Consider the following 19,258-nt stretch of genomic DNA (forward strand, 5'->3'; position numbering starts at 1 on the left):
GGTACAGAGATCATTCAGCTCTATGTTGCTGAGGAGCATGCCAACGTCCACGACCACCGCGGGAACTCAAGATGTTTACAAAAGTAACTGTAGAGCCTGATGAGCGAACAACCATCAAATTCGAGTTCGACGAAAACGCGTTCTCTTTTTTATGACACTGATACCGATGGGGGAGTGGCCGATCCCGGTCGATTCGACGTACTAGTGGGCCGGTTATCACGGGATATTCGATCCACGGAACAGACCCTCATCCATGAGTCGGGGTCGTAACGTCATTTCGAACAGGATGGGACACACCACTGGGATACGAATAGAAATGTGGATTGTTCGCTCAACGGTCGACCCATACCTCCCTACTACCAATAGTCCTATATTTAAATTAATACATTATAGATATTCATATTATGAAATATAGAACTGCGTATGATTATCCTTGATGCTACAGCATCACCGGCCAATGGGTATCATTTGAGATCGAAGTTGATGGTTTTCGTCTGAGTGTAGTGCTCAAGAGTTTCAGCGGCGGTTTCACGTCCGATACCGGACTGTTTATAGCCACCAAACGGTTGGCCAGCTGGAAACTCGTTGTACGTGTTTACCCAGATGTTCCCAGCCTCTATGTCTCGTGCGGTCTTGTGGGCTTGCTGGAGATCCGATGTGATGACACCAGCAGCGAGACCGTAATCGACGTCATTTGCCTGGTCGATCATCTCATCGTACTCCGACCACTCGAAGACTGTCTCAACCGGACCGAATATCTCTTCCTGAACCGCCCGACTTTCGTGGTCGATGTCAGTGATGACCGTTGGAGTGACGAAACAGCCATCGGAGAGTGCTTTTTCGTCCGGTTCGCCTCCACCAGTTACAATGTCTGCACCGGAGTTTCGCGCCTGTTCGATGTATTCAAGGGTACGCTGAACCTGTTCGTCAGTAACCTTTGGTCCAAGAGTCGTCTCCTCACGAAGTGGATCTCCCACTGTAAGAGACGTGACTTCGTCGATAAACGCGTTGAGGAATTCATCTCTAATATTCTCGTGAACGAAGAGACGCGTTCCTGCACAACAACACTCTCCCGTGTTGTGGAACATGCCGACGCGTGCAACCTCAGCAGCCGTTTCGATATCAGCGTCCGGATAGACGATCAGTGGACTTTTACCGCCGAGTTCGAGAGTAATATCGGTAATCGAGTCCGCAGCGTTTTTCATCACAGTACGACCCACCTCAGTCGAGCCCGTAAAGGCTATCTTCCTGATATCATCGTGATGGGAAAGTGGTGCACCCGCATCTGGACCGTATCCTGTGACGACGTTAATGACGCCAGCAGGGAGGATCTCGTCGATCTCACGCATCAACTCAAGGATTGACAGCGGGGTCTCCTCAGCGGGTTTCAGAACGATCGTGTTACCGGCTGCAAGCGCTGGGGCGAGCTTCCAAGCAGCCATCAACAGCGGAAAGTTCCACGGAATGATCTGTCCAACAACACCATACGGCTCTCGGAGCGTTTCGATATGGTGATCGGGACCGCTCGGAAGCGTCCTTCCTTCTTCAACACGGCATGCACCGGCGAAATATCGGAAATGATCGATTACGAGGTCAATATCGATACGTGCTTCCGAGATTGGTTTCCCATTGTCGAGGGTTTCGATCGTCGCGAAGTCGTCCGCACGAGCTTCGATTCGGTCCGCGATCGCGTGAAGCGTCGCTTGTCTATCAGTCACCGAATAGTCCGACCACGTCTCGTGATAGGCTACCCAGGCGGCATCGACTGCCCGGTCGATATCTACAGGTCCTCCGGCTTGGACTTCTGCAAGAACGCTGCCCGTCGTGGGATCGCGCGTATCCAGGGTATCACCGGAGTCACTGTCCCTCCATTCACCACCGATGTAGAGTTGGCCGGGATCGGAAGGAACGAGTTCGTCAGCTACTTCGAGGTGACGTTGTTTGATCGCGCTTTTTGACTCGGTCGATCGCTGCGAATCGGTAGACATCGCAATATGGTATATTATACAATGCGTATTAATTGTTTTTCTTATATGGTTATTAATAACTATAATGAGATATAGTAGAGATATAAACTATTTTGGTTATTGGGTTTTTATGAATATCAAATGTAACATCAAGCGTAGTAGTTGAGTTTGAGGCTCAGCAATCATTCGATATCCAAGAAGGTGAGCGTGCCACTGGAATCATATGATGTCGCCGAAGTCACTGGGTGGAACATCACCGAATCGACTGGCACCGCTGGATCGATTAGTTATAACGATATCAATTCTTGAACCTTGGTTAACGTCTACTCTCGAACACCCGTCTCAAGTGCAGAACATCGATCAATAGGGGGAACAAAGTAGTGAAACAGCAATTTAGTTCGGGACAAGTGTCCAAGAACATGTAAGATCACGAGAAACCTACGTTGACTACTATCGTCAGATATAGCAACGCATACATAACTATTGATCACACTAACAATTATTTTTAATATGATTTATACGTAGCGTCATAGGGACGTCTCAGCTACTCACCCCGCCACTAGAACACGAGAGGTTTGAACTCTGATCAACAATTTCTACCTGCGAAATGCCACTACGTAACTGTACGATGGCGTTACAGTCGGCAGGTCCTTCTCGCCGGTCTTATTTATTCACACGTCCATGATGAACGATACTTCCCAAGTAGGGGAGTGACAAAGGACCATTAATTATAGATAAATAATTATACCAACATCATTACCGCATCCCCTCCATTTAATTATAAATTATTATATAGAAACTAATTTTCTAAGGAGGGAGATTAAAATATCTAAAGCGAGAAGCGAATAAGTGGTTAATGATGTCCAGCGACCCACCACATAACCGATGCGGATACAACCCTGACGTTACATTAATACACGAAAACATACCTCAAATAACTTGTTATAGACCTGTTTGGAACGACCGAGATCGCTGTGTCTGGCATGCGAGGGAGGCAGGAAAATCGATCACTGACCTCAAAGAATTGAAACCGAATCCCGGAGAGCATCTCGATGGAGCCTACCTCGAGGGGGCAAAACTCAGAGATGTTGACTGGTTCAGTGATGTATCATTGGTTAACGTCGATTTCACTCGTGCAGATGTCCGAGCGACGGACTTCTCAGGGGCACAGCTACGATTCTCGAGGTTCGAATATACAAACGCAATATATGCTGATTTCAGTGGTAGCGACCTCGAAGGAACGATTATGTCAGATACGGATCTCCGAAGTGCCACACTCGTCGAAACCCGTCTGAATGGAGCAATATTTTCAGATGTGTATATGAATAGAGACACCGATTTCGGTGAGTATTCAGTGTACGAAACGGAGGCGACACCAGAAACACTGTACGAAACCCACCCACTCCAAGCTGCTGCATGGGTGTATCGTGAACTTCAGGAGATATATCATGATAACTCACTTCCAACGTTAAATCGGCACAGCTATCAACGAGAGAAGGACGCTCGTCGCCGACTGGCATGGAAAAAAGGAGAGTATGGTAATGCGATCAAATATGAGCTTTCACGGTGGATAATGTTGTATGGAACGAGTCCATACCGAATTCTTACAGCATCAATAATATTAATGCTGTTATGCGGTGTTTTATATCCATTGGCTGGAGGGGTTCGGATAACAGGAGATGGGGGATCGACCACGTATACATTCGACCATGTACAAACTGCCCCTTTATCATGGATTGTAGAGGTTTTACTTCAAAGCATCTACTTCAGTGTAGTTACCTTTTCTACGCTTGGCTATGGAGATATCAAACCAGTCGGCTATTGGGCACAGCTCTTGTCTGGGATTGAAGCGATTCTCGGAACACTGTTTGCGGCGTTACTAGTGTTCGTCTTAGCACGCAGCGCCACGTGGTAATACATGTCCCAAATCACTCAGTGCACGACATCTCCATGACGGACAAACGGATCGTTGTCGAAACAGAACTGACCGACAAACCCTAGTGATAATATTTCTATCTTTCGTGGTACGGGGACTATCGCCGAGCCAGTGCTCGCATAACTAGCTGGAGGACATGCACGAACACGCCAGCAACTGCGATGTAGACGCCGATCGTCTGTAGAGCGATGGAGGCGTTTCGCTCGTCACGTACCTGCCAGACCTCCCAACCAAGTCGGAGTACGAATCCCAGGAAAATCAGAATGAAGCCGACGAGCAGGACGGGCTGGATGAACGTTCCGATCGCGATCGCCACGATGCCACCGATAAACGAGTAGTTAGCGACAGTCCCCCAGGTCTCGAATGTCTTCGATCGGGCGTAGACGTAGCCCGAAATCACTGCAGTGAGTACCGCAACGACGATCGCAGTCACACCGAGGATCATCGGTTGGCTCCCCCGGGGTGCAAACGAGAGTATTCCCGCACCGAAGATTCCAAAGGCGAATTGTAGGATCAACAGTCCAACGACAGCGAGACCCATGTTATCGCCATGGATACCTCGCTCTGCGAGGATCTCGCCGCCCATGATCGCTGCGCCGTACACCAGAACACCGATGATCGGAACTGCGAACAGGTAGTTGTTGATGGCCGCGAGTGGCGTCACGACGAAGACGTACATCAACAGGACGTTGATCACCATCAGGGCACTTGCGCCGCCAATAATTCGTGCTTCACGACTTGAGAGCCCAAACCATCCCCCAGTCTCTTGTGGAGTCTCAAAGGTGCTCATAATCTTTCTATACACTGCTGAGTCGGAAAAGCATGCCCCCTATTCACGGATCGTTCCCGGTACTATTGGAGATCGTGGTAGACTCGATACAGAACTGAGAACCGACTGTCAACTACAGTCGACAACTGCTACCGCAGAACTCATGCTACGTCTGCTCCATTCTATTCGAAGAAAGCCAGCAAGACCGTATTTGTAGCTTAGCTAACTGATGCTGAAACGAATCCGGAGTATATTGATAACAGTAATAAATGCCTACGGACAAGGGGCAACTATGTCGAACCGTATCTATAGTATCGATAGTTTACGTGCTATTGCTATCTTTTTTGTCGTCATAGCACATGTCTCACCGTTCTTAGGATTTGACACGTATGGAACGTACGTCTTCTTTGTACTGGATACGATTGGACAGTTCGATGTGCCGATCTTCTTCGTGACTTCCGGTTATTTTTTCGCGAAGAAAGTTGATCACTCCAATGTCAGTGCATACACGAGATACTCCGTTCAGAAACTGAGCTCGCTCTATCTGTTCGGGATACTCATCGCATTAGCAGCAACTGTTGGTGTTGCACTGATCCACGACCAGAACGTAATAGACGCATTACTCACCCATCTATTCGAAGATAACTCATTGATTCAACTGCTGTACTACGGTGATGCGATCTCGATTCACCTCTGGTTTCTAACTGGATTGATCTTCTCTATCTGCTTCGTGTCGCTGTTCGTCGCTGTCGAGAAGAGTCACTATGTTCTACCCGTCGCCACGGTTACACACGTTCTCGGCATTCTCAGTCAGAACTATCCGATGATCGTTGATTTTTCATATCAAACTCAAGATGCTCTTTTCTTCGGATTCTTCTATGTCGCCCTCGGATTCCACATTCGGTCATCCGACTGGACGATCTCCGAGAACCGTAGTCGACTCTATCTCGGAGCATTCTGTATCCTCCTGATGATTCAACTACTCGAACAGTATATCATCGTCTACCACATCCACGGACTCACGTTCGGGCAGGATATCTACTGGACGGAGTTCACCGTTTCGACGGTCCCCCTCGTTTTCGTACTCTTTGCCTACGCTCTCTCGAATCCGGATCTGGGCAAAGGAACCATTCTCCCGGATTTGGGAGAATACGCTGTCGGAGTTTATCTCGTTCATCTTCCGGTGTTTAACGTACTGTTGGCTCTGAACGACATCATAGTACCGATCATCGGTATTGATCTCAGGACGACCGTTCTGTGGCATCTGTTCATAACGCCATTCGTCTATGTACTCTCGTTGGCCCTCTACATCCTCATAGCAAAGATGGGTATCATCGAAATCGGGGGGAGTCACATTCCGTGGTTTAGTTATGTGCGCACTCGATTACGAACGTTGAGATCAGACCGGGAGGTCACAGCGGACTGATTGTCCACTACCGTGAGAACGAGTTCAATGATGAGGGGTTGGATACGTTTGTCGAGCTGATCGATACACTAAGCATGATGGACGGTGACCGACGAATCCGACGGTGTCGTAGACCACACCAGTGAGGGTTGGTGACGATACCAAACGAAAATAGGCTGAATGATCACGAAGACAGTAACAGCCCTCGAAGGTGAGCCGATCAGTGGAAATGAATTGGATCCTATCACAGTGCATGTAGTGAGATATCTATCACAGTTTCGCTTAATCAACCACAATAAAGTGGCAGTGTTTATGATAGTTGTAGCTAATAATATATTACCTAGTTTTCAGTTCTAGCATTGAACAGTAACGATATCATAGGACAGATTTATGCCGTGCTGGGGCAATTAATTCGACAGTTATGACAGGTTCTTCCGGTGAGTTCGACGGGTATGGTGGGCGTCACGTTCCTGAGGCTCTGAAGGGCGCACTCGAGCAATTAGCGAACGACTACGACGAGATCAGTCAGACGAGCGAGTTTAGGGATGAATATCGAACCCTCCTCGAAGAATACGCAGGTCGACCGACACCGCTGTACTTCGCTGAGAATCTCAGTGATCGGTATGGTGCGGACATCTACCTCAAGCACGAAGACCTGCTCCATGGTGGCGCTCACAAGATCAACAATACGCTCGGTCAAGGGTTACTCGCAAAGAAAGCGGGCAAAGAGCGGCTTATTGCCGAAACCGGTGCTGGCCAGCACGGGACGGCGACAGCGATGGTCGGAGCCTTACTTAACATAGACACGGAGATATACATGGGAAAGAAAGACGTCGAGCGCCAGAAGATGAACGTCTTCCGGATGCGTCTCATGGGCGCGACGGTCAACGAGGTCACCCGAGGTGGGGAAGGTCTCGCTGACGCCGTTGATGCTGCGCTTGAGGATCTGGCCCAGAACATCGATACGACCCACTATCTCGTAGGATCAGTTGTTGGTCCCGATCCATTCCCTCGGATGGTCCGGGACTTTCAGTCCGTCATCGGCCGGGAGGCTCGTGAACAAATCCTCACGAAGACGGGCGATCTCCCGGACGCGACAGTTGCTTGCGTCGGTGGCGGATCGAACGCCATCGGGCTGTTCGACGCTTTCCGTGACGACGATGTCGATCTCTACGGCGCCGAAGGCGGTGGTGAAGGCTCTTCATCAAAGCGCCACGCGGCTCCCCTCGCGAACGGGAAAGACGACGTGATTCACGGGATGAAAACCCGAACTATCGACGACGATGTCGAGGTTCACTCCGTTTCTGCAGGACTTGACTACCCCGGGGTCGGTCCCGAACACGCCATGTTCCACTCGATGGGGCGGGCTGATTACACGGCAATCACCGACGAGGAAGCTCTCGCAGCATTTAAGGAACTCAGCGAGACTGAAGGAATCATTCCAGCTCTCGAATCGAGTCACGCTATTGCGCGGGCACGCCAGATCGCAAAAACGGACGAGTACGAAACGATCATCGTGAACCTCTCCGGACGAGGAGACAAAGATATGGAGACTGCAGCAGAGAGATTCGATCTATAACAGAAGATTATGGCTAATATCTGATAATTATCTGTAATCAATCAGAAAACACAACGTTCACGAAGGGGGAGAATGCGACACGTAGCCGTCTATTCAACTACTGCATTCCGTCGGTGTCGAGACACTTCGCTCTTCCAACAGCAACCCCCTCCATGATGATTGCGGAGCACCCGAGCTACCACTGGTTGTACTACCGAATCTCGGAGATCGAGTACTCGCTGCCGGTCTCAACGGACTTGAATACGATATCTATCGTCTCATTCTCTCAATACAGATATCAGAAGAATCATCAGATAGAGAGATAACTGATCAATCTGTGTCGCTGCGTCTATTACAGTACTCGGACATCGAGAACGCCTACGACGATCCCGAGCGCATCGGACGCCTTGCCGGGCTCATCGAGGAATTGCGCGATGAAACGGCGTTGGTTGTCGGTACCGGTGATAATACTGCACCGGGTGTACTCGCTATGGTGACAGAAGCCGAGCAGGCGCTTACGTTCTTTCAGGCTGTGGAGCCGGATGCAGAGACGTTCGGCAATCATGACTTCGACTTCGGGCCCAAGCGCACGCGTGAACTGGTCCAGGCCTCCCCACAACCGTGGCTGTGTGCGAACGTTTATGATGAGGATGACCGTTTTGGAGCGGCCGAGGGAGTCGTTCCATGGACGATTCTCGAAGCTGGTACCGATCGTGTTGGGCTGTTCGGTGTCATCGATCCAAAGACTCCGTCGATGGCCCCTGCTGTTGACAATCTCACCTTCACCGATCCCGTTGCTGAAGCTCGAACGGCTGTCGCCGAACTTCGCAATCGACAGGTCGACCATATCGTGGCACTTTCACACGTAGGATCCAGCGATGATGACCTCGCTGCCGCACTCGATGTTGATGCTATTCTCGGCGGGCACATCCACAACGAACGACTCGAGCACAGACACGGGACGCTGCTCACGCGACCAGGTGCTGGTGGACAGATCCTCTTTGAAATCACGCTTGACGAGAATGTGAGTGCAACGCGGTATGATGTCACGGATGCGCCGATCGATCACCCGGTACAGGCCGCACTTCACGAACAGTGGGAGCAAGCGGGCTTGACCGAGGTCGTCGCCCATACCAACGCCTCGATCGAGTGGACCGGGGCCTCGGTGTACGAGGGGGAGTGTCAGATCGGTAACTTCGTCGCAGACGCGTATCGCTGGGCCGCGGATTCGGATGTCGGCCTCCAGAATAGCGGTGCGATTCGCGTGGGCCCGCCCCTTACCGACGACGTAACCGTGGGTAATCTCGCAAGCATCGTTCCATTCGGCGCACCAGTCGTCGTTGCGGCGGTCTCTGGCGTCGAACTCTGCGAGCTATTCCGTCAGGGTGATAGCGCGTTGGTGGAGCTCGGTGATGCAACGCGGTGGTATGCCCACATCAGCGGTGCCGAAATCGTCTATGACCATGCCGAGAGGTCGCTTGCCGAAGCGACTGTCGATGGCAAACCGATCGACCCAGAGCGAACCTACAGCGTCGCGACATCGGAGTATCTCCTGCAAACTGATCTCGAATTTCCAATACTGACACCAGCCCATCGAACCCAGACGCTCGACACCCAGTACGAGATTCTCGCTGCATACGCTCGTGAGCACGGTATCAACCCACAACTCGAGGGAAGAATCACACGGCACGGGCGCTCTTGGTAGTATATCACGATACCAGTCGAACGGTTCGATTCATGCCTCGCGCGTTGAGAGTTCTGTCACCTGACATCGGCTCGGTAGATTTCGAGATAAAACCGTGCAGTAGGGGTCTTACCTAGCCAACTTCAGATACGTATAGAAGCGTGTACTCAGAACGGGTCGAAGAAGGTCACTCGCTGTCTGTAGGATGGATAGATGCGTTCGATGATTGGTAGATAAAGCGAGATAGTCGGTGTACTTGGGATTCAGATTGCTCGATTGTTTCCTCCAGCACCTACGAACACAACTGCTAAGATGGATCTATACCCATTCCCCTGAAATCTATACTTCCGTTATAACCATCATAGCAAATGGTTGATATGCCCGTACGGAGGATCCTTTGGATAGTACCACCGATAGTCTGAAGTTCATGGATCTCGAACACCTAGTTATGACTTCAAATCGTGATGGTGTCCGCTCGGACGGAGGAATCGGTGCATTGGATCCTCCACCGATCGACAGCATTGACAATACAACGCTCGATCCAGCAACGTTGGCGCGGAACGCTCCACGGCTTGAAACGGTCATCCACCTTCTCAATCAACCAGCACTGGCTCGTGTCTACGTGTTCGTGTGCTACTGGGGCCCTGTGTCTCCACGGACGGTCATGGAGACACTTGATCTCTCGAAATCAACCACCTACGAGTACATCGATCGGTTGGTCGACTACGGCTTGCTTGAGCGCGATGACTCGACGCGCCCTCAGCAGTTGACCGCCGAGCCGATTATCATCGTTGAGCAGGCCGTCCCGATCGTTATCACGCCAACCGTTCTCCACGCGTTTGCCCGCCAAGAGATCGACAAGGATGTTGCCTACTTCGTCGACCACCATGGTATCGGAACCCTCGTGGCGGCTGTCCGTGGGGCGGGTTTACACGCTGCCGGGAGAACGACTCAACGGATGGTCGCCAGCGACATCGATGTCCGAGACACGGAGGCGATGATGATCATCTATGCGCTTGAACCGGTGCTCACACTCGGCCGCGCCCAGGATCCGTACTTCGAGTATCTCTTTCCCGATGTCGACGATGCAATGGACCTTCCGGAGCTCACCGACAGTGACCTGCCAGCAGACCTCCCTGATGTTGACGAGTGACACGAATGGGCCACGATACGCCGTTGTCCGCTGGAACGGACGTCATCGTCGATACGAACGTATTCTTTGCGATCGGCCAACCAGACAATCCACGGTATCGGAAGTTTCGACAGGCTATCCAGACTGCTGGTGTCATCTGTAAGCTCCCGAAGCGAGTGATCAGCGAGTTGGGCGGCTCGGAGACCGATCGAGTCCAGACAGCACTGACAGAAGGGTGGGCCGAAATGATTGATCCCCCATCCCTAACCGATGGAGATGCTGTAGCGGCGAGTGATATTGCTCGGCGCACCATTGCAAGCGAAACTGGTCGCCCCGAGCACGAGATCGAAAAAGCTGACGTGCTACTCGCCGGGATTGCCGTTCAATACGCCAGAGATCGCTCGAGGGTGGCTGTGCTTACTGATGATAAACCGGCGAGAGCAGGCATCAAGAGCGCTGTCAGCGCCCTGGGACATGAGGAAAAGATTACCGTCTACGGAGTGACGGACATTATCGGCAATGATTCTGGCGACTCAGTGAAACTGATTTGATCGCTCGAAGTGCTCAACTGGGGCGTGTTGCGATTACCATCGGCTTTCACGGTTACGATTAATACACTCTACTACAACAATAACTTAGGGTACCATCACTATAGTGAATCGGTCAAATCTCGGTCTGAACGTCGGAGGATAGTTTGCTACAAACCACATGTTCTTTTATAAGTCTGTTTTTTTGATCGACCTGTGTATCAGCAGTCAAACTCACAGAGAACGTAACCAAAGATGATCACTTGATCAGCTACTCTGAGGTGAGGAATTCGGGCCTGTGATCTGAATCACCGCTCTCCGGGTTCATGCCCTGGCGGAAGAGGCTAGCTCCAAGGATGGTGATGACACCTAGTGAGACGAACAGGACAACATACCCACCTGTCACGCGATGGAACGCACTTGCCGGAAGCAGTGCGAGGAAGCGGAGCTAGCCGTGACAACAGTGAGCACGCCAACCGTCGCAGATGCGTTCTCGGATCCGAATCGTGTGGGGACGATGGGGGACCCGAGCAAGGTGAGTGACCGAGAACGATCCCAAAGCCGACGAGACCAATGTAGACTAGAGGGTCGAGTGAGCAAATGGGAAGGCGAAGGCACGCCCTGGCGAGGGCTACTCTTATCACGAAGGTTTTACGATGATCAACACGGCCGCCAGTGATCACCCATCGACGCGCGAGTGAAGACACTTGCAGTCTGCAAGCCCTTGGTGGCCGGCAGTAGACAAGGCTCGACACGAACACGACGACGGCAGCCACACCGATGACGACGGCGAAGGTGGTTCGGAGGCCGGTCCGATCCAAGAGCCAGAGCCACGCGAACGGCAACACTAACGAGCCGAGACCGACCCCGACCGTTGCGAGGGTGAGCGCCTCGTATTGTCGGTCAGTCCGTACTGAGACGGCTCATCATCCTCGGGAGGGTTCTGAGAGATGGAGAGCAGTCCGTTCCCGACGAGTTACTCTATGCGCCGAGTACGAGCGACAATATCGAGGGAGGTTGGTAGTGGTCGTGACGAATCAGGCCCGCGTCGAACCCGAGTAAAGCATTTCTCATTCTGGATTGAGAATTTGGTGGATATAGCTCTGTAAACCCTCGTTTCTCTCATGAATTATCAATAAATATATCATTCTTGATCTGCGGTCGGTGGCTGCGTGTCGATGTATTTTGGCAGCAAAGTTATCGACAACACTGCTGAGTCAGGCAAGATTGGATGATTGAATGACGGAGACGTGCACCCACCATCAGAAATAAAACGTATTTAATTCGACGGCGGCTGATCAGCGATCTGGTCGATCGACGTCACCACAATCTCCGGGTCACCGTCAGGCTCTGGATAGCGTGTAACTGTGCCAGAGACGTAGGCGTAGCTCCGACGAGGTCGCCCGATCGTCTGACCGTCGTATTCGCCTGCGATGTACCGTTCGGTGAGCAACGAGAGAATGCGCTCTCCATCCAACGTCTCGAACGCATCAGGGATGAACAGCTTAAACGGCTGGCTCTGTGACCCAATCGTAACAATAGCGTGGTCACCACCGAGAGTCCGCCGGTAGTTTCTTAGTTCAGTGAAGATGATGACTTCATCGCCAATTCGATCGGACAGTTCAGCGTAGTCGAGGCGACTGTCGTAGAGGTTTTCGACACCTGATGCTTTCGCCTGCCTGAAAGACTCAACTATCTCCGCCCGCAGTGTCCACCAAGCATTCAGGGTATCGTAGTTGCGCATCTCCTGACCGTTGGCTTCTATCTGGTCCCACACGCCAATGTGGTCGGCCTGGGCCTGACGTTCGGCTTCGATGTAGCGGTCGTGGTACGACTCGAAGTGGGCGTACCCGTACTTCGTGAAGTACGGGCTGTATCCGCGTTGGATCATCCGCTCCTGGAAGTCTTCACCATCCTTGTGGATGTAGACGAGGGGTCTACCGTAATTGTCCCGGTATCGACGCAGGCAGGTATCGACCGGTTCGTCACCCGGGAACTCGACAGTAATCGTCGAACCCTCCGGAAAGAACGATGTGGCTTCCTCCTTGGCGGCTGCCCCCCAAGGCGTGTACGGCTTCCCCGGAACCGGACGAGATTCTTCGGTATCGAGAGTGAGTATGCGAAGGTTCTCAGGCTCACCCTCTAGGTCGATTTTCACGGTGTCTCCGTCCACGACGGCGATCACTTCGACATCTATGGTCGTTCCAAAATAACTAGCATTTGCCATATACACATTCCTCGTTTTCATTGGGGCGTCGAACCGTTCTCTGAATTTTCAGTCCATTCCCCAAGTGGCACAATTAATCCGCACAGTTTTAGTATTTTCTTAGGACAGAGATATAAATAGGATTTTTGCTTAGAATAATTTTAGAACGTGTTGTGCTTCAACCCTCTCGACATAGACGCGTGCCATCATCAACGTCGAGAACTCGACACCGAACATAGTTGATCCCTGACTGATGTGGTTGTTGATGTTGGGTTCAAGAGGCAAAAGAAGCGCACCCATCGACATGATTCGTATTTGAGTCGGCGAAACCATGCGAAACCGATATATGATGTACGGCGAGCGCTCTCTGTTATGCGTCCGTGCTCATAGCTGGAACTACAGTGGCACGTGAGCCGCTCCAACCGGTAGAAGCGATGTAGTGACTCATGCTATTGCTCTACGACAGTAGTAGCTGTACTCGTCGGTGACAAACCGGCAAGAGTAGATATTGAAATCTCCGTCAGCGCACTGGGCAACAATGGAACGACCATTGACATACAAGGTATCTAACATTATCGGTGCTCTAGCCAGTGTTAGAACCCCCACAAGCTGAGTCGAGGCCCGTTTGTCACGCTGTAATTGAGTGGCGAGTTTCAGTCCCACAGTCGGAACACTGAATGATGATCACATCCTGTTCGTCAGCGGGATCTCGACATCTTTAATTCTCATACGTTTCATTTTCAAAAACAGTACGGACAGAAACGTTTAAACTCCTTTGCAAGATTACTGATTGGAAATCACAGTCCTAGACGGTATCGATTATCGGTGGGGGCCGTTTACCGTTCGGAGTAGCGTTGGATTTCGAGGGAGCTGGTTATATCGGCTGATACGGTGGCTCACGTGTTTGGTTTCGGCGAGAGCCGAAACTCTTGCTACGTCCAGAATTTTGGTACTGTCGCATTGACCTGATAGCCCTCGCTTTGGGTGCTATCAGACACGACCGTTCGTCGGGGACCATCCATCGACAGTGGTCCCAAGACGGTGGTGAGCAGGATCTTTCGGGTCTGGGTCCGGTAGAGTTCATACCACTCGGCTCCGTTGACGCTGGCGAGCACGACCGAATCCGTTCCCGTGTCCATTGGGGAGTAGCCGAACGCCATAAGACAGAGTTCGCGCCCATCGTCTTCCCGAATGTGCCAGCGCCCACGGGCGTACATCTCCATCGTGTCGTCGGTTGGATCGGTCTCTATCTTAATGTATGGACGAACGAGATCATCCACTCCGTCCGGTTTGTCGTTAGCCCCCTTACGCTCCCAGCGGATGATCCCCTCCGGAGTGCCATCAGTGCCGAACGCGACGCAGTCTTTGAAGGCAGCAATCTGGGTCAACATGGTGACCTCACCTTGTTCTGCGATCGCCTCCCACGAGCTGCCACGGTCGTCGCTCCAATACAGCTGTGTGTTGCCATTGTCACCGACCACCACCCAGATCCGATCGGCGTACGGATCGTATTCGACGTCATGGACATGGAGGTTTGCCGCGTCTGTGGTCTTGAGAGGAGCTTCGAGGATGCGATTGAACGATCGACCGCCGTCAGTCGAGAGGATCACCTCGTTGGCGTGCTGGTTCGCCTCAAAATCCGAGAGAGCATAACACGAGAGAACGATAATGTCGTCGTAGACGGCGTGGCCCATGCCGGGCAGGGCGCGGCCGTACTCGAACTGGTACAGCTTTTCTGCACCGCTGAGATCGTCATGGAGGCGGTAGATCCGTCCTCCGGTGTCGCCCCGGCCTCCCACCGCCGCAATGATGTTCCCACCCTCTGGAACAATGACCATTTGGACGTGATCGTCATCTATTTCCTCGAATGAAAATAATACCTCGGTCGTATGATACCAGTCGTCGCTGACCGTCACGTCGGTGCCGGAGCGTCCGTATATTCGGCCGTTCTGATCGATCCAGAGAGGATACGTGTTCCAGCGCTTGTCGTGAACGTCCAACTGGTAGTTCGTCCGTGGATGACTTCCAGGTTCCACGTCCACTTCGTGCTCTTCCCTGGTAGTCTGTGCCCGTCGGTGAGTCGAGGACGTTTCTGTATCCGTTTCTGTCTGGTCCTCATCCGTCTCCGCGGGCAGTTGGTCAGCGCCACACCCTGCTAGCGCCAGACTCGTACCTGTCGTTGCCGTAAGCGTTACAAATCTCCGTCTTGTCAATGATTTATTAGGTGCCATTGATCGTTCGCTCGTGCGTGTATTTCGTACTACGTTCGACTGTGAGCGCCAGCTCGTAGTAGTATGACAACACTCATGATAGATATCAGATCGTCAGAACCGATCGTAATTATACACCCTATATATGGATTGATTCACTATATATCTATCTATTAAAATAATAACAAGCCAACCTACCTGGATACTTCTGAACCGTTATTCTTCGTTTTGTTCACCCTCGTCATTGAGGAGATGTCGTTTTTCAATGAATCCAAGGGTATCGAACGTGCTGGACAACTTCTCGAAGGGACAGTGCTGACGCGGTGAAAATCGAACTCGGAGACGACTAGTCGGATATCAATAAAGTTTTAGGAAGATAGTCAGTGGCGAATTTCACGTTCTGCAGAGACACACCTCGCGATGATCGACTTCGACATCCGGTGTATGACACACAGTGAACGGGTTTTCAATCCGTGTTCCGGTATGTGGTCGTGCTGGCGAGGTCCATCGGTCTCCTTGCGGAGAAGTGGTGCGATAGTCCAGCGACGTGTTCAGAACCGAAACGTAGGAGATCATCCCAACAGCGATCTATCAGCCGGTGCGGCGAAGTAGCGCGGTCGCTGTGAGAGCCACGACGGCAAGGATCACCAGACCCACATCGAACCTCGGGACGGATACTCCGAACCCGTCACTACTACCGGCCTGTGTAGTGGTCGCTGGCGTCCCGGTACTCGAAGTCGGGGTGACTGTTCCACCGGTCTCTGTGAGTGTACTCGGGGCACCACTGGTCCCGGAACTGATTTCGATCGGGTCGTTCATATCGAGTGCGATCATCTCACCGGTACCCGAGCGAACAACCCAGCGTTCGATCTCGTTCTGGTCGGGCGGGCCCTCCCACTCCTCGAACGGATAGTTCGCGGATCGCTCATTGAACTTCATATCGACGGTAATAGTGGTGTCGGACGAGCGTCCAAGACCTCGAAACGCGGCCCCATCCGTTCGGTTTCCTCTCAAAAGCCACTCGATGTGGCTCGATCCATCATTATGTTGGAACACGTCGTCTCGGTTGTTGTAGGTATCGTCTTCGACGACCCAGTCACCGTTTGCTGGCAGGCCGGAGATATCACCCGTGATAACCGCTCCGCCCTCGTCGCCAGACTTGTCGTGAAGAAAGACGAGGCTCAGGCCGCTGCTCCCACGATAGATGAAGAGTTGGCTGACCTGATTGATCTGAATGTTCGATGTGCCGTAGGAGCCGTACTGACCCTCTGGTTCCGTTGCTGGCGACCGGTAATCGTAGAACTCCTCGACCGACCGAGAGCCGTCACCGAGCGGTGTGACACGGATGGATCTGTCGCCCTGCTCGATGACGAACGTCTGAGGGGACTTTTGAGCCATCGTTGACGTAAGCGGTGTCGACGCGACCACGACTACCACCGTAAGTGACACGACCGCAAGTAACAATCGGTTCATCTATTCTCCAGCACCGTTTGTTACAGTCGAGATTAGGTGTTCAGGTGTGAATACGAACCCACACATAATATAATCCACTCCCCCATATATAAATTTAGATCTGCTTGCCAACAGCAAGCAGTGGTAGCTGGCGTTATTGGCTACACGAGTACTGAACGACGACGATACGATAGCGTCGTATCGATGGGGACCCGCCTCATCAAACCGCCCCAAACTAGTCCACAACCCATCTACTTTTTTAAGTCGAGACCCCGCAGTTTTCGAACGACTCCGCCGTGTGCAGTCCGTCTCCTCGGGAGTGTACTGGCTTCCGGTAGAGCTATGATTTTTCTTTTCGTTGTCCTCATGAATTGGCTGTACTTCGCAAGTAGTCGTGATCTATCGTTTCGTAGTAGGTTCTGCAAATGTGGAACCTCGCTACTGTCCCCACTTCACTGTTTTTCTCAGCTGACTTAGATATAAATACCGCTCTCAGTTACTTTCGACTGTCACGGCCAAACTTCCGCAACCACTAGAGTCTTCCATCTGCCCGGAGTGTTCATAAATATGCCAACAGACGACTTCCCACGATTTGGACTCGGGACATACTCAGACGATAACAGAAACCAGTGGGCTGAAATCGTCGAATCAGCACTCACGATCGGCTACCGTCATATCGATACAGCACAGGTCTACGGCAATGAGGAATACGTCGGCGAAGGACTCGAAAAGGCGTCCGTCCCCCGCGAAGACGTCTTCGTCTCCACCAAGACGGTCCACGTCGACGTTCCGGGCCCTTCCCCCGATACAGAGGATATACTCGAGGCCGCCAAAGGATGTCTCAACCGGCTCGGTGTTAACTACGTTGATATGCTATACGTTCACTGGCCTGTCGGCATCTATGATCACGAAACCGTTCTTCCAGCGTATGACAGTCTCTACGAGGAAGGGAAGATCCGTCACGTGGGAATGAGCAATTTCACGCCGGATCTACTCGACGAAGCACGAGAAATTCTCAACGCACCTGTCTTTGCCCACCAAGTCGAAATGCATCCTCTACTCCAACAGGAGGAACTACACCAGTACGCTTACGAACACGATCACTGGCTTGTCGCCTACTCTCCACTCGCACAAGGAGAAGTCTTTACCGTTCCAGAACTACAGGAGATCGCAGATAAACATGATGTGAGTCCGGCACAGGTGAGCCTCGCGTGGTTACTCTCGAAAGAAAACGTCGCTGTCATCCCGCGTACGATGAACGAAGACCACCTTCAGAGTAACTTCGAGGCTCAAAATCTCGAACTCGATGAGGATGACATCAGGACGATCGACGCGATCGAGCGTGAAAAGCGGTGTATCGATCCCGACCACGGCCCCTGGAACGCGTAGCCACGAAAGCAACATCTCCAGACGTTCTGAAAGATGAAATCACCGATTCGATGCGGTTGGGTCTGATGAGACACCGAAACACGTACGAGTGGAAACACGCGCCGAAGAACAATATCAACGAGCGTTGATTACTGTGTAAGTATCTGATAGCCATCTTCATATTTTACAGCAAAGGACAGCCCTGAAACGGCGGAAGATGTCTTCTATGTCCCATCTATACGCTTTTGAAAGTTTTATCCTTATACACCATTCATAATCTTTTGTATTAATTATAAATGATGTATAATTTCTTCAGAATTCAAAATTTTTCTGGGTAAGGAGACAACATGGCATCATCCAGCACCTGTTTACGTGACTCAGAACACATCAGAAGTAGTATACGGCTGCTTGTCCCCAGTAGGACAAGCACGTGCGAACTATCGATCGTTGATGAGGGGGAAAAGAGCACCGAGGATCACTCCGTATACGAGGTGTCCAACCAGACTCATCAGATCAAAGTTTGGGAGTGGGGGAGCCATCGGAAATCCAACCACACCTAACCAGATCGGCATGACGATTCCTGCGGCGACGATCCACACGATGACGCCGTAAGCGAGCCCGAGTCCTGCGCTGGTCGGAACCGTACTCGCGTATTCTCGGAGTGATAGGCTAGATATCACAACTGCGGCGAAAATCAGGCCGAATACGAGGCTATGGAAGAGATGCACGATCCAGCCAGCAGTCAGACCGTTTGCTCCATACAGCGCCGGAACTGCCATCGTGATGACCGGCGTCATCATCATCTGTAACATGATTCCCATCACTATTGCGTAACCCCGTTCTCTACTTCTCGAAACAAGTCCAGATAGCAATAGTATTATCTAGCGGATCTCGACTCGTTCAACCGTATTTGGGGTGTGCGACCGGTAATCCGGTTAGTATTACGTACGTACAGATGTAATGCTCGCCGTTCGGAACGTCTCTCGATCGCTTGATCAGGACGTAAGTCACTGATAGCAGTCGTTACTCCTTCCACGCCGTGAG

The 19,258-nt window shown here is 51.7% G+C and carries 14 protein-coding genes and 1 pseudogene; 9 read left to right on the top strand and 6 right to left on the bottom strand.

The window, feature by feature from the left end; all coding sequences use genetic code 11:
• Positions 1 to 56: 56 nt before the first annotated feature.
• Positions 57 to 155, top strand: a pseudogene (locus MW046_RS19675) (fibronectin type III-like domain-contianing protein); the annotation flags it as partial.
• A gap of 309 nt (positions 156 to 464) precedes the next feature.
• Here MW046_RS19675 and MW046_RS18255 read toward each other — a convergent pair.
• Entirely contained in the window at positions 465 to 1,988 is a 1,524-nt protein-coding gene (locus MW046_RS18255; RefSeq protein ID WP_247995654.1) for an aldehyde dehydrogenase family protein, read from the bottom strand.
• 838 nt (positions 1,989 to 2,826) lie between these two features.
• Between MW046_RS18255 and MW046_RS18260 the strand changes: the two genes are divergently transcribed.
• The gene (locus MW046_RS18260; protein ID WP_247995655.1) at positions 2,827 to 3,882 is read left to right on the top strand and encodes a pentapeptide repeat-containing protein; all 1,056 of its coding nucleotides are present in this window, start codon (positions 2,827 to 2,829) and stop codon (positions 3,880 to 3,882) included.
• 118 nt (positions 3,883 to 4,000) lie between these two features.
• Here MW046_RS18260 and MW046_RS18265 read toward each other — a convergent pair whose 3' ends face one another.
• The gene (locus tag MW046_RS18265) at positions 4,001 to 4,693 is read right to left on the bottom strand and encodes a hypothetical protein (protein WP_247995656.1); all 693 of its coding nucleotides are present in this window, start codon (positions 4,691 to 4,693) and stop codon (positions 4,001 to 4,003) included.
• Between the two features lie 208 nt (positions 4,694 to 4,901).
• Between MW046_RS18265 and MW046_RS18270 the strand changes: the two genes are divergently transcribed.
• The 6 genes from MW046_RS18270 (at position 4,902) to MW046_RS18295 (ending at position 11,829) form a co-directional block, all read left to right on the top strand.
• Positions 4,902 to 6,098, top strand: a complete 1,197-nt coding sequence (locus MW046_RS18270; protein WP_247995657.1) for an acyltransferase — start codon at positions 4,902 to 4,904, stop codon at positions 6,096 to 6,098.
• Between the two features lie 400 nt (positions 6,099 to 6,498).
• The gene (gene trpB / locus MW046_RS18275; RefSeq protein WP_247995658.1) at positions 6,499 to 7,656 is read left to right on the top strand and encodes a tryptophan synthase subunit beta; all 1,158 of its coding nucleotides are present in this window, start codon (positions 6,499 to 6,501) and stop codon (positions 7,654 to 7,656) included.
• Positions 7,657 to 7,972: 316 nt separating this feature from the next.
• Positions 7,973 to 9,340 carry a bifunctional metallophosphatase/5'-nucleotidase gene (locus MW046_RS18280; protein ID WP_247995659.1) on the top strand — a complete coding sequence of 456 codons (1,368 nt, stop codon included), beginning with the start codon at positions 7,973 to 7,975 and terminating at the stop codon, positions 9,338 to 9,340.
• Between the two features lie 427 nt (positions 9,341 to 9,767).
• Complete coding sequence (locus MW046_RS18285; protein WP_247995660.1) at positions 9,768 to 10,472, top strand: DUF7437 domain-containing protein; 705 nt, start codon at positions 9,768 to 9,770, stop codon at positions 10,470 to 10,472.
• A gap of 5 nt (positions 10,473 to 10,477) precedes the next feature.
• The gene (locus tag MW046_RS18290) at positions 10,478 to 11,002 is read left to right on the top strand and encodes a PIN domain-containing protein (protein ID WP_247995661.1); all 525 of its coding nucleotides are present in this window, start codon (positions 10,478 to 10,480) and stop codon (positions 11,000 to 11,002) included.
• Between the two features lie 683 nt (positions 11,003 to 11,685).
• Complete coding sequence (locus MW046_RS18295; protein ID WP_247995662.1) at positions 11,686 to 11,829, top strand: hypothetical protein; 144 nt, start codon at positions 11,686 to 11,688, stop codon at positions 11,827 to 11,829.
• A 428-nt stretch (positions 11,830 to 12,257) separates the two neighbouring features.
• Here MW046_RS18295 and MW046_RS18300 read toward each other — a convergent pair whose 3' ends face one another.
• From MW046_RS18300 to MW046_RS18310, 3 genes are all read right to left on the bottom strand, one after another.
• Complete coding sequence (locus tag MW046_RS18300; protein WP_247995663.1) at positions 12,258 to 13,205, bottom strand: thermonuclease family protein; 948 nt, start codon at positions 13,203 to 13,205, stop codon at positions 12,258 to 12,260.
• Positions 13,206 to 14,116: 911 nt separating this feature from the next.
• On the bottom strand, positions 14,117 to 15,415 hold the full coding sequence (locus MW046_RS18305) for a beta propeller repeat protein (RefSeq protein ID WP_247995664.1): 1,299 nt from the start codon (positions 15,413 to 15,415) through the stop codon (positions 14,117 to 14,119).
• Positions 15,416 to 15,985: 570 nt separating this feature from the next.
• Positions 15,986 to 16,867, bottom strand: a complete 882-nt coding sequence (locus MW046_RS18310) for a cell surface glycoprotein related protein (protein WP_247995665.1) — start codon at positions 16,865 to 16,867, stop codon at positions 15,986 to 15,988.
• Positions 16,868 to 17,413: 546 nt separating this feature from the next.
• Here MW046_RS18310 and MW046_RS18315 point away from each other — a divergent pair.
• Positions 17,414 to 18,235, top strand: a complete 822-nt coding sequence (locus tag MW046_RS18315) for an aldo/keto reductase (RefSeq protein ID WP_247995666.1) — start codon at positions 17,414 to 17,416, stop codon at positions 18,233 to 18,235.
• Between the two features lie 416 nt (positions 18,236 to 18,651).
• On the opposite strand, the gene MW046_RS18320 is transcribed toward MW046_RS18315, so the two are convergent.
• Positions 18,652 to 19,035 carry a DUF1440 domain-containing protein gene (locus MW046_RS18320; RefSeq protein ID WP_247995667.1) on the bottom strand — a complete coding sequence of 128 codons (384 nt, stop codon included), beginning with the start codon at positions 19,033 to 19,035 and terminating at the stop codon, positions 18,652 to 18,654.
• Positions 19,036 to 19,258: the final 223 nt, after the last annotated feature.

It is taken from the genome of Halocatena salina, from assembly GCF_023115355.1.
GTDB lineage: Archaea > Halobacteriota > Halobacteria > Halobacteriales > Haloarculaceae > Halocatena > Halocatena salina.

Bases quoted from the DNA above. Each gene is read 5' to 3' on its own strand.
- trpB (WP_247995658.1), top strand. From the start codon at position 6,499: ATGACAGGTTCTTCCGGTGAGTTCGACGGGTATGGTGGGCGTCACGTT.
- MW046_RS18265 (WP_247995656.1), bottom strand. From the start codon at position 4,693: ATGAGCACCTTTGAGACTCCACAAGAGACTGGGGGATGGTTTGGGCTC.
- MW046_RS18320 (WP_247995667.1), bottom strand. From the start codon at position 19,035: ATGGGAATCATGTTACAGATGATGATGACGCCGGTCATCACGATGGCA.
- MW046_RS18260 (WP_247995655.1), top strand. From the start codon at position 2,827: ATGTCCAGCGACCCACCACATAACCGATGCGGATACAACCCTGACGTT.
- MW046_RS18300 (WP_247995663.1), bottom strand. From the start codon at position 13,205: ATGGCAAATGCTAGTTATTTTGGAACGACCATAGATGTCGAAGTGATC.
- MW046_RS18290 (WP_247995661.1), top strand. From the start codon at position 10,478: ATGGGCCACGATACGCCGTTGTCCGCTGGAACGGACGTCATCGTCGAT.
- MW046_RS18255 (WP_247995654.1), bottom strand. From the start codon at position 1,988: ATGTCTACCGATTCGCAGCGATCGACCGAGTCAAAAAGCGCGATCAAA.
- MW046_RS18270 (WP_247995657.1), top strand. From the start codon at position 4,902: ATGCTGAAACGAATCCGGAGTATATTGATAACAGTAATAAATGCCTAC.
- MW046_RS18305 (WP_247995664.1), bottom strand. From the start codon at position 15,415: ATGGCACCTAATAAATCATTGACAAGACGGAGATTTGTAACGCTTACG.
- MW046_RS18310 (WP_247995665.1), bottom strand. From the start codon at position 16,867: ATGAACCGATTGTTACTTGCGGTCGTGTCACTTACGGTGGTAGTCGTG.
- MW046_RS18285 (WP_247995660.1), top strand. From the start codon at position 9,768: ATGACTTCAAATCGTGATGGTGTCCGCTCGGACGGAGGAATCGGTGCA.
- MW046_RS18315 (WP_247995666.1), top strand. From the start codon at position 17,414: ATGCCAACAGACGACTTCCCACGATTTGGACTCGGGACATACTCAGAC.